Origin of the sequence: Flavicella marina, from assembly GCF_009193215.1 — a bacterium.
In the GTDB taxonomy this organism is placed as follows: domain Bacteria; phylum Bacteroidota; class Bacteroidia; order Flavobacteriales; family Flavobacteriaceae; genus Flavicella; species Flavicella marina.
In genome coordinates this window covers 613,131-626,647 of the sequence record NZ_VYVA01000001.1, presented here as the reverse complement: position 1 = coordinate 626,647, position 13,517 = coordinate 613,131, and the positions used below count along the sequence as shown (strand labels likewise).

The window sequence follows — 13,517 nt, the reverse complement described above, 5'->3', positions numbered from 1 at the left end:
CTATTTCTGAAATTTTAATTTTTTCTCAATTGCTTTGATCATCATTTTAGCGATGTCTTTTCCTGTTGCTTTTTCAATTCCTTCTAAACCAGGTGATGAATTTACTTCTAATAGCAAAGGTCCTTTATTTGATCGAATTAAATCTACTCCAGCAACATCTAGCCCCAAAACTTTGGCAGCCTTAATGGCTAATTTTTTTTCATCTGGAGTAATTTTTACAACTCTTGCTGTACCTCCTTGGTGAATATTTGCTCTAAATTCTCCTTTTACAGCAACTCTTTCAATAGAAGCAACTACTTTACCATCAATCACAAAACAACGTAAATCTCTACCATCGGCTTCTTTGATGAATTCTTGCACGAGGATGTTTGTTTTTAAGCTTTTAAAAGCATTGATAACACTTTCTGCAGCTTTATTGGTCTCGGCTAATACAACTCCTTTACCTTGCGTGCTTTCTAATAATTTTATAATCAACGGAGCACCATTCACCATTTCAATTAATTCTTTGGTTTCTAATGGTGAATTGGCAAATCCTGTAGTCGGAATTTGAATTCCATGTTTTGAAAATAATTGAGATGAAAACAGTTTGTCTCTCGATTGAGAAATGGCTGCTGCCCCATTTTGAATAAAGGTTCCTATCGAATCAAATTGTCGAATCAAAGCACATCCATAGAATGTCATGCTCGGTTTGATTCTAGGGATGATGGCATCAAAATTTTCTAGAACATTTCCGCCACGATAATGAATTTCTGGATTGTCAGCATCCATTTTCATATAGCATTGTTGTGCATTCAAAAAGAACATTTGATGTCCGGCTTGTTCACCTGCTTCCATGATTCTTTTGTTGCTATACAATTCAGGGTTACTAGCCAAAACACCAATCTTTAATCCATTTTCTAAAGGCTTTCCTGTCTTGTAATATGCATCTAATTCTTCTGGGGTGATTGATTTGATACAGTCTTCTTTAGAAGGGTCTATGACCAAACGATCTACCATTGCTTCCCTTCCGAGTAGCATTCTAAAGCCCATAGAATCTCTATTTGCTAATGTCATTTCAATCTCCCATTTGTTTTCTCCTAAAACGAGGTCGGTAAGTATCACATATCTTTTTTCACTTACACCGGTAGAACTTTTTACGTAGCGTGTAGCTAGAATTTTTGATTCGCAATGAATGCTTACACTGGGGTTAGATTGTAGCGGGAAAATATCGTAACGCACCCATTTTTCACCTCTTTTTTTAAAGGGTATAATATTGATTGCATGAATTGATGAAGTTTTTGCTCCTGAATCTATTCTTGCTTTTATTGCGGGTACTTGTAAGTCTGGTAATGCACACCATTCTTCACTTCCTATAATAGTTTTTTCCATGAGTATATAATGTTGGCAATAACAAAGATATTGTTTTAATAGTTTCATTTGTTAAATTAAAACTATGTTTTTTGACATAAAAAAAGGAAGTAACAAAAGCTACTTCCTTCTATAATATAGAGTCGAAAAATCTATTCTTGATTTTCGATAGCTTCTTTGATTTTTGTTTCTAATTCTTCTGCCAATTCTGGATTGTCTTTGATAAGGTTTTTTACAGCATCTCTACCTTGTCCTAATTTGGTATCTCCATAACTGAACCAAGAACCACTTTTCTTGATAATTCCATAGTTTACTCCGATGTCTAAAATTTCTCCAACCTTAGAAACACCCTCTCCATACATAATATCAAATTCTGCTTGTTGGAAAGGTGGAGCAACTTTGTTTTTTACCACTTTTACTTTGGTACTATTTCCAATTACTTGGTCACCATCTTTAATTTGCGTTCTTCTACGAATATCTAAACGTACTGATGCATAAAATTTTAAGGCGTTTCCTCCAGTCGTTGTTTCAGGGTTCCCAAACATCACACCAATTTTTTCACGCAATTGGTTGATGAAAATAACAGTACAATTTGTTTTCGAAATAGTTCCTGTTAATTTACGTAAGGCTTGAGACATCAAACGCGCATGTAATCCCATTTTTGAATCACCCATTTCTCCTTCAATTTCACTTTTTGGAGTCAATGCAGCCACCGAGTCAATTACTACAATGTCAATAGCACCAGAACGGATTAAGTTCTCTGCAATCTCTAATGCTTGTTCTCCGTGATCTGGCTGAGAGATGATAAGATTGTCAATATCTACACCTAAGTTTTCTGCATAATATCTATCGAAAGCATGTTCTGCATCAATAAAAGCAGCAATTCCTCCTGCTTTTTGCGCTTCAGCGATGGCATGAATTGTAAGCGTGGTTTTACCAGAAGATTCTGGACCGTAAATTTCAATAATTCTTCCTTTAGGATATCCACCTACACCTAATGCTAAATCCAATCCTAGAGATCCAGAAGAGATAGATTCAACATCTACATGAGCAACATCACCCATTTTCATAACTGCCCCTTTTCCATAAGCTTTGTCTAACTTATCAAGGGTCATCTGTAATGCTTTTAATTTCGCATCTTTTTCTTTCGTATCGTTTGCCATATTTGCTTCGCTTCTGAAATTAATAATTAGAAAGTAAAAATAGTAAAAATATTATCTTTTTAGAGCCGATATAGACATTCTAAAAATGAGTTTTTAACAATTTTCATAAGTCTATTTTTTTACAAATTGAAAGTGCTGGTTTTTTGTGTTGGATTTACAAATTGCATGATAGATTCCTGAGGATAAATGATGCAGTTCGAGTTCGATTTTGGTATTATCATAGCTCTTGCTAATTATTTTTTTACCAAACGAATTGTAGATTTCTATCAGGTTAATATTTTCTGAGTATTGAATGTTGAGTTTGTCATGTACTGGGTTGGGAGAAAAAACAAATGATTTTACTTTAGGTTCTTTGATTGATAAAACACCACTTACATCTATGGTATTGGGAACAACATCTGGATAAGTATAACTCCCGAATGTCCAATTAGAAACATTATTGATTTGTTGTGCACATTCGCTAATGGTTAAGTCATCACAGTTGTTTGTGCCAGAATAATATCCTTCAGTGATGGTACTTGTATAGATGGCATTGGAGCCGTTTGTTAAGCTTGTTCCAGTAAGCGTGCTTCCCATTGAATCTGAATCTCCAAAAAAAGTTAAAAATGTACCTGGAGATGAACGTGTACCTGTTATTGCTATAATTTCATCCTCGGTGAGACCTAATGAAAATCCGCCGTCTGACTCTATCGCAAGTCCTTCAGAAGCTAAGATTCCAGGACTGTTATCATTCGCATTTTCAATATGGATTACGGTACCTTGAGAAATGATGGCTCCTGTATTATTCGTCCAAGTTACTTCTCCTTCAGTTGTAGCAGAAGCAAAAGCGACACCAGTCCATTCTTCATCAACAAAATAAATAGTCGTGTTGTTAGGACAGTCATCTAATAACACAAATGAGAATCCATCTGGATTGTCATGATAAGCCACAATGGCTATATCACCTTCATCAGAAATAGAGGCGTTTTTGATTTGTGCTTGAGTGAGGGAAATCGATAAGAGGGTTAACGACAATGTAATTTTTTTCATAGCTTAATAATTTAGATTAATAATAGAGCTGTCGAAAAAAGTTAGATATATACAAAGTAATTCTACTTTAGAAACAAGCACAACAAGGCTTGCCTTAAAGTAAAATAGATAAGGTCTTTTTCGATAGCCCTTATAAGATACGAAATTTCTACTATTTAATAACTTGATAGATTGACGATTATAAAGTTACCAGTTGGTTTTGAGCAATGGTTTTTTATTTTTGCTAAAAAAACAAGATGAACTTCATTTCAAAATTTATTGAAAAGCATTTTTTAATTACCATACTATTTTTTGCTGCTTTAGGCTTGATTTTTCCAGATGCTTTTTCTTTGTTGAAATCCTATATACCTTTTATACTAGGTTTGATTATGCTGGGAATGGGGTTGACGATTGATTTTAAAGATTTAAAGGATGTCGGTAAAAATCCAAAATGGCTTTTTGTAGGAGTACTATTGCAATTTTTTGTGATGCCACTTCTGGCTTTTGTTATCGGTAAGTTTTTGCAATTACCTCAAAACTTGTTAGTCGGATTAATTATCGTTGGAGCTTGTCCTGGTGGAACAGCTTCTAATGTGATGGTGTATTTGTCCAAAGCACATCTTCCTTTGTCTATAAGTTTAACTTTGATTTCTACGATTTTAGCGCCTATATTGACACCTTTTTGGATATTTTTTTTAGCAAATGAATCAATAGATATTTCGTTTCTTTCTTTGGCTGAAACTACTTTTTGGATTGTTCTTTTTCCTTTATTAGACGGATTAGTAATTCGAAAATTATTTCAAAAGAAAATCCAACCTGTTATCGATTTCTTTCCTTCGATTTCAATTTTGTCCATAGCGTCGATTGTAGCCTGTGTGATCGCTTTGAATAAAGATGTATTGGCAACATTTCCAATATTGATTTTTATCGCGGTTTTGTTACACAATGTTTTCGGTTTTTTAATCGGGTATTTGGTTCCGACCGTGTTGCAATTTCCTAAAAAAGTGTCCAAAACGATTGCGATAGAAGTCGGCATGCAAAACTCGGGTTTAGGGGTGAGTTTGGCATTGGTGCATTTTTCTAAAATTACGGCTTTGCCAGCAGTTGTTTTTAGTATTTGGCACAATTTGGCGGGTATTATTGTTGCAAAAATATTTAAACGTCAATCTTGAATTAGAAATTTTCTAATGCTAGTTCAATTGTCTCGTATATTTTGTCTAATTCATCATTGGTAATTACAAAAGGAGGTAATATATAAACAGTGTTTCCCAACGGACGTAAACAGACTCCTCGATTCATAAAAAATTCAAACAATTGATCTCTTAGGTTTCCATATCGATCCATTTCAATATTCAAATCCAATGCAAAAATTACACCTGTTTGTCGTGTGCTTTTGACTTTAGGATGTGTTTGTATTTTTTTATTGAAATCGTTGTGTCTTTGCTGTATGCGAATGCTGTTTTGCTGCATTTCATCAGAGGTTAATAAATCTATACCAGCCGAAATTGCAGCACAACCTAATGGATTTGCTGAGTATGTGTGTCCGTGAAAAAATCCTTTTGAAATTTCAGTATCATAAAATGCATCATATACTTGTTGTGTACAAGTAGTCAAACCCATTGGCACAACACCTCCCGTTAAGGATTTAGACAAACACAAAATATCGGGTTTATTTTGTAGATAATCAGAAGCAAAATATTTTCCGGTTTTTCCAAAACCAGTCATCACTTCATCCGCAATACACAATACATTGTTTTGTTGTGCTATTTGAATCAATGCGTTTAATAACTCTGCTGGGTACATTTTCATGGCAGCAGCTCCTTGCACAAGTGGTTCAAAAATAAAAGCTGCTACTTCACCAGTTGCAATAATTTGAGAAAAATGTTCTTTTACTTTTTCAAAATTATCATGAGTAGGAACATCCACTCGATCAATCGTTAACAAGAAATCTTCGAAAGGACCATTGTAAACCGATAATCCTGAAACAGACATGGCACCAAAGGTGTCTCCGTGAAAAGCATCTTCAAGAGCGATGATTCTATTCATTTTTTTACCTTGATTGAAATGAAACTGGAGCGCCATTTTTACCGCAACATCTACTGTTGTAGATCCGTTGTCTGAGAAAAAGATTTTCTGTTGATTCTTAGGTAAGATCTCCATCAGTTTCTCTGACATTTCTACTGCTGGTTTGTGAGTAAAACCACTAAAAACTACTTGGTCGAGTTTTGACAATTGCTCTGTAGTCTTTTTTATGATATAATCATTGCAGTGACCGTACATGCACGTGTACCAAGAAGCAATTCCATCTATATAAGTATTGCCATTTTCGTCGAACAATAAAGCTCCTTTAGCATGTGTAATTGCCAGATGATCTGGATGCAGTTTGTGCTGTGTTAAAGGATGCCAAAGATGTTTTTGATCGCGTTCTTGTAAACTCATTTTTTAGTTGTTTCAAAAAGAAAAGTCAAATGTACAATACTAATACAAATTACCACAAGTAAATAGGCTAGAAACATTCCTTAGATGGGGAAAAATAGTTCTTGAAATTATGGAGAGCTCAATCGAACTATAGGTTTTGTAAGTTTTCGCGAAAACGCTGAGCGTATTTTTTGATGGTTTCTTTGTTGATAGATTTTTCTTCGTCTATACGACCAATGATTTTTGCATCAGTTTTCTTTGCAATGATTGATTCTGTTGTTGGATGTGCATCTCCACTAAAAATTATGCTAACATCAAACCCTTTTTCTTGTAGTAATTGTGTGGTTAACAAGGTGTGATTGATGCTTCCTAAATAGTGTCTAGAAACTACAATTATTTTATAGTCTGGCTTGATAATATCCAATATAGTATCATGATCATTTAACGGAACCAGCAAACCACCAGCACCTTCGATGACTAAATTGTTATTTGTATTCGGACAAATAATTGAATCAATATTGATTTGTATTTGGTCAATTTCAGCAGCTGCATGGGGACTCATAGGGGTTTCTAATGCATAGCTGTTTTGATGAAATGTGGTTATCGTATTAGAAATCATTTCCGCAACTTTGTCTGTATCAGAATAATCTAGTTCTCCAGCTTGTACAGGTTTCCAATAATCTGCTTCCAATGCTTCTGTTACAATAGCAGAAACCAAAGTTTTCCCAACTTCTGTAGAAATTCCAGTAATAAATATTTTTTTCATATTGTGTGTTTGGCCAATGCCAAAAGTAAATTATCAATTTCTTTGAATGTATTGTAGCTGTGCAAACAAATTCTCAATCGTTCTTCTCCTTTGGGTACTGTTGGTGATAGAATAGGTTTGATGTCAAAACCTTCTATTTGGAGTTTGTTCGCAAGTTTTTTTATTGCATCGTTTCCAGAAATTATACAACAATGTATGGCACTGTTGCTATCAATGAAATTACCAACCAAGTTCAATTCAGAGATTTTTGATGTAAAGTAATTGATGTTTTTTTTAAGTTTTTGAATCGAATCCGTAGTTGTAAGTTCATCATATGCTGCTTTAATTGTTGCAACGGAATGCAAAGAAGCTGCTGTGGTATAAATAAACGACCTTGAAAAATTGATCAAATAACTTCTCAAGTTATCAGAACCTAATATCACAGCTCCATGACATCCAAGCGCTTTGCCGAAGGTGTGAATTCTTGCAAAGACTTTATTTTCTAATTGCAGTTCCTGTACAAGGCCTGCGCCAGATTCTCCGAATACACCGTTTGAGTGTGCTTCATCAATAACAAAATAACAATTGTTCAATTCGCATAGTTTTGCTATTTTTTCCAAAGGAGCACTGTCTCCATCCATAGAATAAATACTTTCAACAATCACATACACATCTCCCTCTGATTTTGCTATTTTTTTTTCTAAATCTTCCGTTGAATTGTGTTTGAATTTATAGGATTTAGCATTGGACAAGCGTATGCCATCTCTAATAGAAGCATGAATCAATTCATCAAATAATATGGTGTCACCTTTTTGGGGGATACAAGAGAAAAATCCGAGATTCGCGTCGTAACCAGAATTGAATAATAGTGCTGCAGAACTGTTGTGAAATGCTGCGAGTTGTTTTTCAACGACCTCATGCAAATGATGAGAGCCAGAAACAAGTCTTGAGCCAGTACTTCCGTTCTTGTGGGTTTCGTTTTCAATAAGCGAACTAGCCTTTGATACAATAGCATTATTTAAAGAGAATCCTAAATAATCATTTGAAGAAAAGTCTACCTTATTTTTTATGGTAGTTAAGTTTCTCAACGAATTATTTTCGGTTCGATGCTTTAGTTTTTGCGTTAATTTTTTAGGGAAATCTTGCATAAAAAAGGTTTCTTTTCAATAACTGTTTGCGAAATTACTGAACTTTTTAATTTTATAATGTACCGAGTTCGAAGTAAATTATTGATCGAAATATTGTTGAATTATAAAACAAAGTTGATTTGTTTCTTATTTCGTAAATTTACAAGAATCTGCAATTATTTGAATTCTAACCAAAATGAAGTGATTGCGAACTAATCTTAAACTATAAAAAAATGGCATCAATAAGCCCCTATACTGGTGTTCTAGGCAAACGTCTGGCCAAACATTTGTTGCGACGTGCAACATTCAATGTCTCAAAATCGAGGATAGAAACATTCAGTGCATTAACTCCGTCGCAAGCAATTGCGCAATTGGCAATTATACCTGATAAAAACTTAACGCAGCCTATCCATCCTGTATCTGATAAATTAAATACTCCAGCACCATGGATTGACGACGATCCTGTATATGGAGAAAAAAAACCAGACAATGGAAGCGGAAACGGTTTATTGCGTAGTTACGTACTAGGTTGGTGGCTAGATGAGGCAAGAAGAGATACTTCGTATCGTTCGAAAATGACTTATTTTTTGTTTACCGATTTCACAGCGTCAAGCCCTACCTTAAATGGTAGTTACGGTTCATATTACGATTATTTACGCTTGTTAGAAATTCATAGTTTGGGAGATTGGAAAGAATTGATTTTTCAAATGACCATCAACCCGATCATGTTGGCTTATTTGAATAACAACCAAAACACGAATACCAATCCAAACGAAAACTATGCGCGAGAATTACTAGAGTTGTTTACAATAGGTAAAGGAGCTCAGGCGGGAATAGGTGATTATACGAATTATACTGAATCTGATGTAGAAGAGGCTGCCCGTGTATTAACAGGCTGGAAGTTTTATTGGTATAACATTATAAAATACCCAGATTTAGATCGACATAGACAAACAAATGGTGTCGCTAATGGTAATATACCATGTGGATACGCAAATAATTATCAACACGATTTTGGTAGAAAAGAATTCAGTCATCGTTTTGATAATTATGTAATTGAAGCTTGGGATACTTCGGGAAAAACGAATGAGGAAAAAAATGCTAGGGTAGAGGCCGAGTTAAGAGAGTTTGTTGCGTTGATTGTAAGTAAAGATGAGACAGCTAAATTTATTTGTAGAAAGTTATATCGTTTTTTTGTGGGAAGAACAATTACGACGGAAATAGAGAATGATATCATTACACCACTTGCGAGTACGTTTAGACAAAATTATAATTTACAAGAAGCAATAGATCAATTGTTATTAAGCAAACATTTTTATGATAAAGATGATGCCAATTCAAACGATGAAATAATAGGAGGCCTCGTTAAAATGCCTCTAGATTTAATTTTACAAACACTAACACTTACTAACTTTCCAGTTCCCGATCCAATATCTGAAGGATTGTACCATTATAAAAACTTTTACTATTGGCAAATTATCTTAGGTATGTTGGTTCCGGCGAGTCAAAATCCATTTGACCCACCTTCAGTAGCGGGGTTCCCAGCGAATTACGAAACTCCAGATTTTGATAAATTTTGGTTCAATTCCTCCACAATAATTCCACGATATAACTTTACGGATATATTGTTGAATCCAAATAAGGTAAAAGCAAATTTTTATGTGACAACCTTTGTTGATGAAAATGTGAGTGATCCATATGATCCAGCTAAAATAGTGGCAGAATTGGTTGATTTGATGTTTCCAGAAGCCATTGATGCCGATCGAACAAACTATTTCTTAAATGATATTTTGCTTGAAGGTGGAGAAACCACACCAGCGATGTGGGCAGACGAATGGCAAATTTATAAGAATTCGGGAAATAGAACAGGAGTTGAGAGTGTATTGGTCCCCTTGTTTAGAGCTTTGATCTGGTCGCAAGAATTTCAAAATAATTAAAACTACAGAACATGAAAAGAAGAAAATTTTTAGAACTGTCGGCTTTGAGTTCTGCGAGCGCACTGTTATTAAATGGCCATCAAGTAAAAGCTTTTTCGAAAACAGCACTGTTAAATCAATTGCCAGCATCTATCATTGAGGGTAGGTCATTGGTATTGATACAGTTGTTAGGTGGAAATGATGGATTGAATACTTTAATTCCAATCAATCAATATGATGCATATGCAAGTTTACGACCTACGGTAAAATTAGAGACTACAGGGATCAATGGAGCTATTAGTTTAGATAGTACATTGCCTATTGAAGATCAAATTTATTTACATCCTTCTCTAACTGGCTTTAAGAGCTTGTATGATGCAGGAAAATTAAATATCATTCAGAGTGTTGGTTATCCAATCGGTAATAAATCGCATTTTGCAAGTAGAGCTTTGATGTTGAAAGGAGGCGATGGTACTTCAGAAAATTCGAATAAAACCTCTGGTTGGATGGCAAGATTCTTACATACGGGTTACAATTATGAAGCTTATTCTGATCCTTTAGGAATTCAGTTGGGAGCGAAAAAACCTTCTCTTGGTTTTCATTCAGAACATGAACATAAGGTAGATGTGAATTTAACAGGACAAAATGTATCAGGGTATTACAATGTAATTTCTAGCATCGGAAATCCAGAACCTACCAATTTACCTGATTCAGAATTTGCGGCGAATGTTGCATATATGGTTCAAACAGAAAAAGCCACAAATGATTATTCTCAAAGAATCAGTGAGGTGTTTGATGCGGGTTCAAATAGTGCTGTTTCGTATCCTGATTACGATTTAGCGGATCAGTTAAAGACCGTGGCTAGAATGATTAAAGGAGGTTCAAAAACTAAAATATTTTTAGTTACTACCGGTGGTTATGATACGCACGCAGATCAAGTTGTTGGTGGAGCTACGCATACGGGTACTCATGCAGATTTACTCGCTGAGCTTGGTGATTCGGTAAAGGCTTTTCAAGATGATATTGAAGCTATGGGTATCGATGAAAAAGTGGTTGCTGCTACTTTTACTGAATTTGGTAGGAAGCCATTGGAAAATGGAAATTTAGGTACAGATCATGGAAATTTAGGGCCTATGTTTGTGATAGGTTCTTCTGTTAAACCCGGGGTATCGGGGAGTAATTTAGATTTATCAACTATTGTAAAGCATTTTGATGAAGGGCAGATGCAGCACGATTATCGTCAAGTATTTACAACTTTGATTACAGACTTTTTGGGTGCCTCTACTGACGTTGTAAGTGGTACCGAATTTTCAGATTTCGATGGTGAAGAGAAGCTGGATTTAATTGATAATAGTCTCAAAGCTCTTGGAAGTGAATATCCGACAAATAAAACTGAAAATAACTTAACTGTATACCCAAACCCAATCGAAGAATATGTTACGGTTCAGTTTACGAGTAAAAATTCATTTAGAGGTTTTGTCGTGGTATATGACCTCGCTGGTGCATTGGTTGCAAAATTTCCAAAAGATTTTATGTATGGTGTAAACGCATTACCGCTACTAGATTTGAAAAATTTCAAGTCAGGGTATTATATTTTAGCGATAAAGGATAGTTATAATACAACGTATGCAAGGCAACGAATACTTAAGAAATAGACATAAAAAAACCGAGTAACATTTGTTACTCGGTTTTTTTATGATTTGTAATTAAAATTAGTCTACTAAAATAATTACTTTATTGTCTTTCATTTCAACAGTACCTGATTTGATGTTCAAAGTGATGATTTTATCGTCATCAATATGCGTCTCAAAATGACCACTAAGCTGATCGAATTCAATATGCTCTTGTGTGTGCGTATGAATTTTTACAGTACCTTCTTGTAAAACAGATACAATTGCAGCATGATTTTCTAACATTTGAAAGTTTCCGTCTACACCTGGAACAGATACAGAGTCTACTTTTTCGCTAAATAACGTTGCTTCTGGTGATACTATTTCTAAAAACATAGTCTTTATTGTTTTTGTTTTTTATTCGGTTTGAAATCAAACCAAAACTCAAAACTTGATTTACGCTTCTGCTAACATTTTCTCTCCAGCATCAATTGCTTCTTGGATAGAACCTCTTAAGTTAAAAGCAGCTTCAGGATACTTGTCTAATTCTCCATTCATAATCATGTTGAATCCTTTGATTGTATCTTTAATATCTACCAATACCCCAGGGATACCTGTAAATTGTTCAGCAACGTGGAAAGGTTGAGATAAGAAACGTTGTGCACGACGTGCTCTGTGTACAACTAATTTATCTTCTTCAGATAATTCTTCCATACCTAAGATGGCGATAATATCTTGTAACTCTTTGTAACGTTGTAACAACTCTTTAACGTTTTGTGCACATTCATAGTGCTCTTTTCCTAAAATTTCTTCAGTTAAGATACGAGAAGTAGAATCCAAAGGATCTACTGCTGGATAAATACCTAACTCAGCAATTTTACGAGACAATACAGTTGTTGCATCTAAGTGAGCAAATGTTGTCGCTGGTGCAGGATCCGTTAAATCATCCGCAGGTACATATACCGCTTGTACAGATGTAATAGAACCTGTTTTTGTTGAAGTAATACGCTCTTGCATCGCACCCATTTCAGTTGCCAATGTTGGTTGGTAACCTACTGCAGATGGCATACGACCTAATAAGGCAGATACCTCAGAACCCGCTTGTGTAAAACGGAAAATATTATCTACGAAGAACAATACGTCTTTTCCTTGAGAAGCATCACCTGCTCCATCACGGAAATATTCAGCAATTGTTAAACCAGACAAGGCAACACGTGCACGTGCTCCAGGAGGTTCGTTCATTTGTCCGAATACGAATGTTACTTTTGAATCTTTCATTTTTTCGTGGTCGATCTTTTCAAGATCCCATCCTCCTTCTTCCATTGAATGCTCAAACTCTTCTCCATATTGGATAATTCCAGCTTCAATCATTTCACGCATCAAGTCATTTCCTTCACGTGTTCTTTCTCCTACTCCTGCAAATACAGAAAGACCACCATGTCCTTTTGCGATATTGTTAATCAACTCTTGAATTAATACAGTTTTACCTACTCCGGCTCCACCAAATAATCCAATTTTACCTCCTTTTGAGTAAGGCTCAATTAAGTCAATTACTTTAATCCCTGTAAAAAGAACTTCTGTAGATACAGACAAGTCTTCAAATTTAGGAGCTTCACGGTGTATAGATAAACCTTTATCTCCGTCTTTTGGTAAAGATTGTAATCCGTCTATAGGATCTCCATTTACGTTGAATAAACGACCGTAGATATTGTCACCTACTGGCATTTTAATTGGGCTTCCTGTAGCAACTGCTTCTACACCTCTACTCAAACCATCAGTTGAGTCCATTGCAATACATCTTACAGTATCTTCACCAATGTGTTGTTCTACTTCTAAAACTAGTGTAGATCCATTTTCTCTTGCGATTTCTAAAGAATCGAAAATTTGTGGAAGACCTTCTCCTGTTGTAAATGCGACATCAATTACTGGTCCAATAATTTGAGCAACTTTACCTGTTAATTTAGACATTGTTGTAACTATTAATTGTTAGTTCTAATTTTCTATGAGAGTTTAACCTCGTTTTTCAGGGTGCAAATATAGAAGTTTTAATTTGAAATAAAAACATGTTTTCTGCTTTTTTATGCTTGTAAAAAATATTTTTTTCAATTGCTTTAGATTATCCATCTTGGCATGATTTAAATGCCTTGTTGTGAATTTGGTAGGTGTGTTTTTCTGAAGATTTT

Annotated in this window: 11 protein-coding genes; 3 read left to right on the top strand and 8 right to left on the bottom strand. The window is 34.9% G+C overall.

Features of this window, described 5'->3' with window-relative positions; all coding sequences use genetic code 11:
- From rimK to F6P99_RS02480, 3 genes are all read right to left on the bottom strand, one after another.
- Positions 1 to 1,374 carry a 30S ribosomal protein S6--L-glutamate ligase gene (gene rimK / locus F6P99_RS02490; protein WP_152286300.1) on the bottom strand — a complete coding sequence of 458 codons (1,374 nt, stop codon included), beginning with the start codon at positions 1,372 to 1,374 and terminating at the stop codon, positions 1 to 3.
- A 125-nt stretch (positions 1,375 to 1,499) separates the two neighbouring features.
- Positions 1,500 to 2,510 carry a recombinase RecA gene (gene recA, locus F6P99_RS02485; protein WP_152285853.1) on the bottom strand — a complete coding sequence of 337 codons (1,011 nt, stop codon included), beginning with the start codon at positions 2,508 to 2,510 and terminating at the stop codon, positions 1,500 to 1,502.
- A 111-nt stretch (positions 2,511 to 2,621) separates the two neighbouring features.
- The gene (locus F6P99_RS02480) at positions 2,622 to 3,539 is read right to left on the bottom strand and encodes a T9SS type A sorting domain-containing protein (protein WP_152285852.1); all 918 of its coding nucleotides are present in this window, start codon (positions 3,537 to 3,539) and stop codon (positions 2,622 to 2,624) included.
- Between the two features lie 236 nt (positions 3,540 to 3,775).
- Between F6P99_RS02480 and F6P99_RS02475 the strand changes: the two genes are divergently transcribed.
- The gene (locus F6P99_RS02475) at positions 3,776 to 4,690 is read left to right on the top strand and encodes a bile acid:sodium symporter family protein (protein ID WP_152285851.1); all 915 of its coding nucleotides are present in this window, start codon (positions 3,776 to 3,778) and stop codon (positions 4,688 to 4,690) included.
- Between the two features lies 1 nt (position 4,691).
- On the opposite strand, the gene bioA is transcribed toward F6P99_RS02475, so the two are convergent.
- From bioA to F6P99_RS02460, 3 genes are all read right to left on the bottom strand, one after another.
- Positions 4,692 to 5,957 (bottom strand): adenosylmethionine--8-amino-7-oxononanoate transaminase, encoded by a 1,266-nt coding sequence (gene bioA / locus F6P99_RS02470; protein WP_152285850.1) that lies wholly within the window; start codon positions 5,955 to 5,957, stop codon positions 4,692 to 4,694.
- A gap of 127 nt (positions 5,958 to 6,084) precedes the next feature.
- Positions 6,085 to 6,702: a dethiobiotin synthase gene (gene bioD / locus F6P99_RS02465; protein ID WP_152285849.1), complete on the bottom strand. Its 618-nt coding sequence runs from the start codon at positions 6,700 to 6,702 to the stop codon at positions 6,085 to 6,087.
- The gene (locus F6P99_RS02460; RefSeq protein WP_152285848.1) at positions 6,699 to 7,829 is read right to left on the bottom strand and encodes an aminotransferase class I/II-fold pyridoxal phosphate-dependent enzyme; all 1,131 of its coding nucleotides are present in this window, start codon (positions 7,827 to 7,829) and stop codon (positions 6,699 to 6,701) included. Before F6P99_RS02460 ends, bioD begins: the two co-directional genes overlap by 4 nt.
- A gap of 212 nt (positions 7,830 to 8,041) precedes the next feature.
- On the opposite strand from F6P99_RS02460, the gene F6P99_RS02455 reads away from it, so the two are divergent.
- The gene (locus F6P99_RS02455; RefSeq protein ID WP_152285847.1) at positions 8,042 to 9,745 is read left to right on the top strand and encodes a DUF1800 family protein; all 1,704 of its coding nucleotides are present in this window, start codon (positions 8,042 to 8,044) and stop codon (positions 9,743 to 9,745) included.
- A gap of 11 nt (positions 9,746 to 9,756) precedes the next feature.
- A complete protein-coding gene (locus tag F6P99_RS02450; protein WP_152285846.1) occupies positions 9,757 to 11,379 on the top strand; it encodes a DUF1501 domain-containing protein in 1,623 nt (540 codons plus the stop codon).
- Positions 11,380 to 11,436: 57 nt separating this feature from the next.
- Here F6P99_RS02450 and F6P99_RS02445 read toward each other — a convergent pair whose 3' ends face one another.
- Together F6P99_RS02445 and atpD are read right to left on the bottom strand one after the other, a co-directional pair.
- Entirely contained in the window at positions 11,437 to 11,730 is a 294-nt protein-coding gene (locus F6P99_RS02445) for a F0F1 ATP synthase subunit epsilon (protein WP_152285845.1), read from the bottom strand.
- A 60-nt stretch (positions 11,731 to 11,790) separates the two neighbouring features.
- A complete protein-coding gene (gene atpD, locus F6P99_RS02440; protein ID WP_152285844.1) occupies positions 11,791 to 13,302 on the bottom strand; it encodes a F0F1 ATP synthase subunit beta in 1,512 nt (503 codons plus the stop codon).
- Positions 13,303 to 13,517 lie beyond the last annotated feature (215 nt).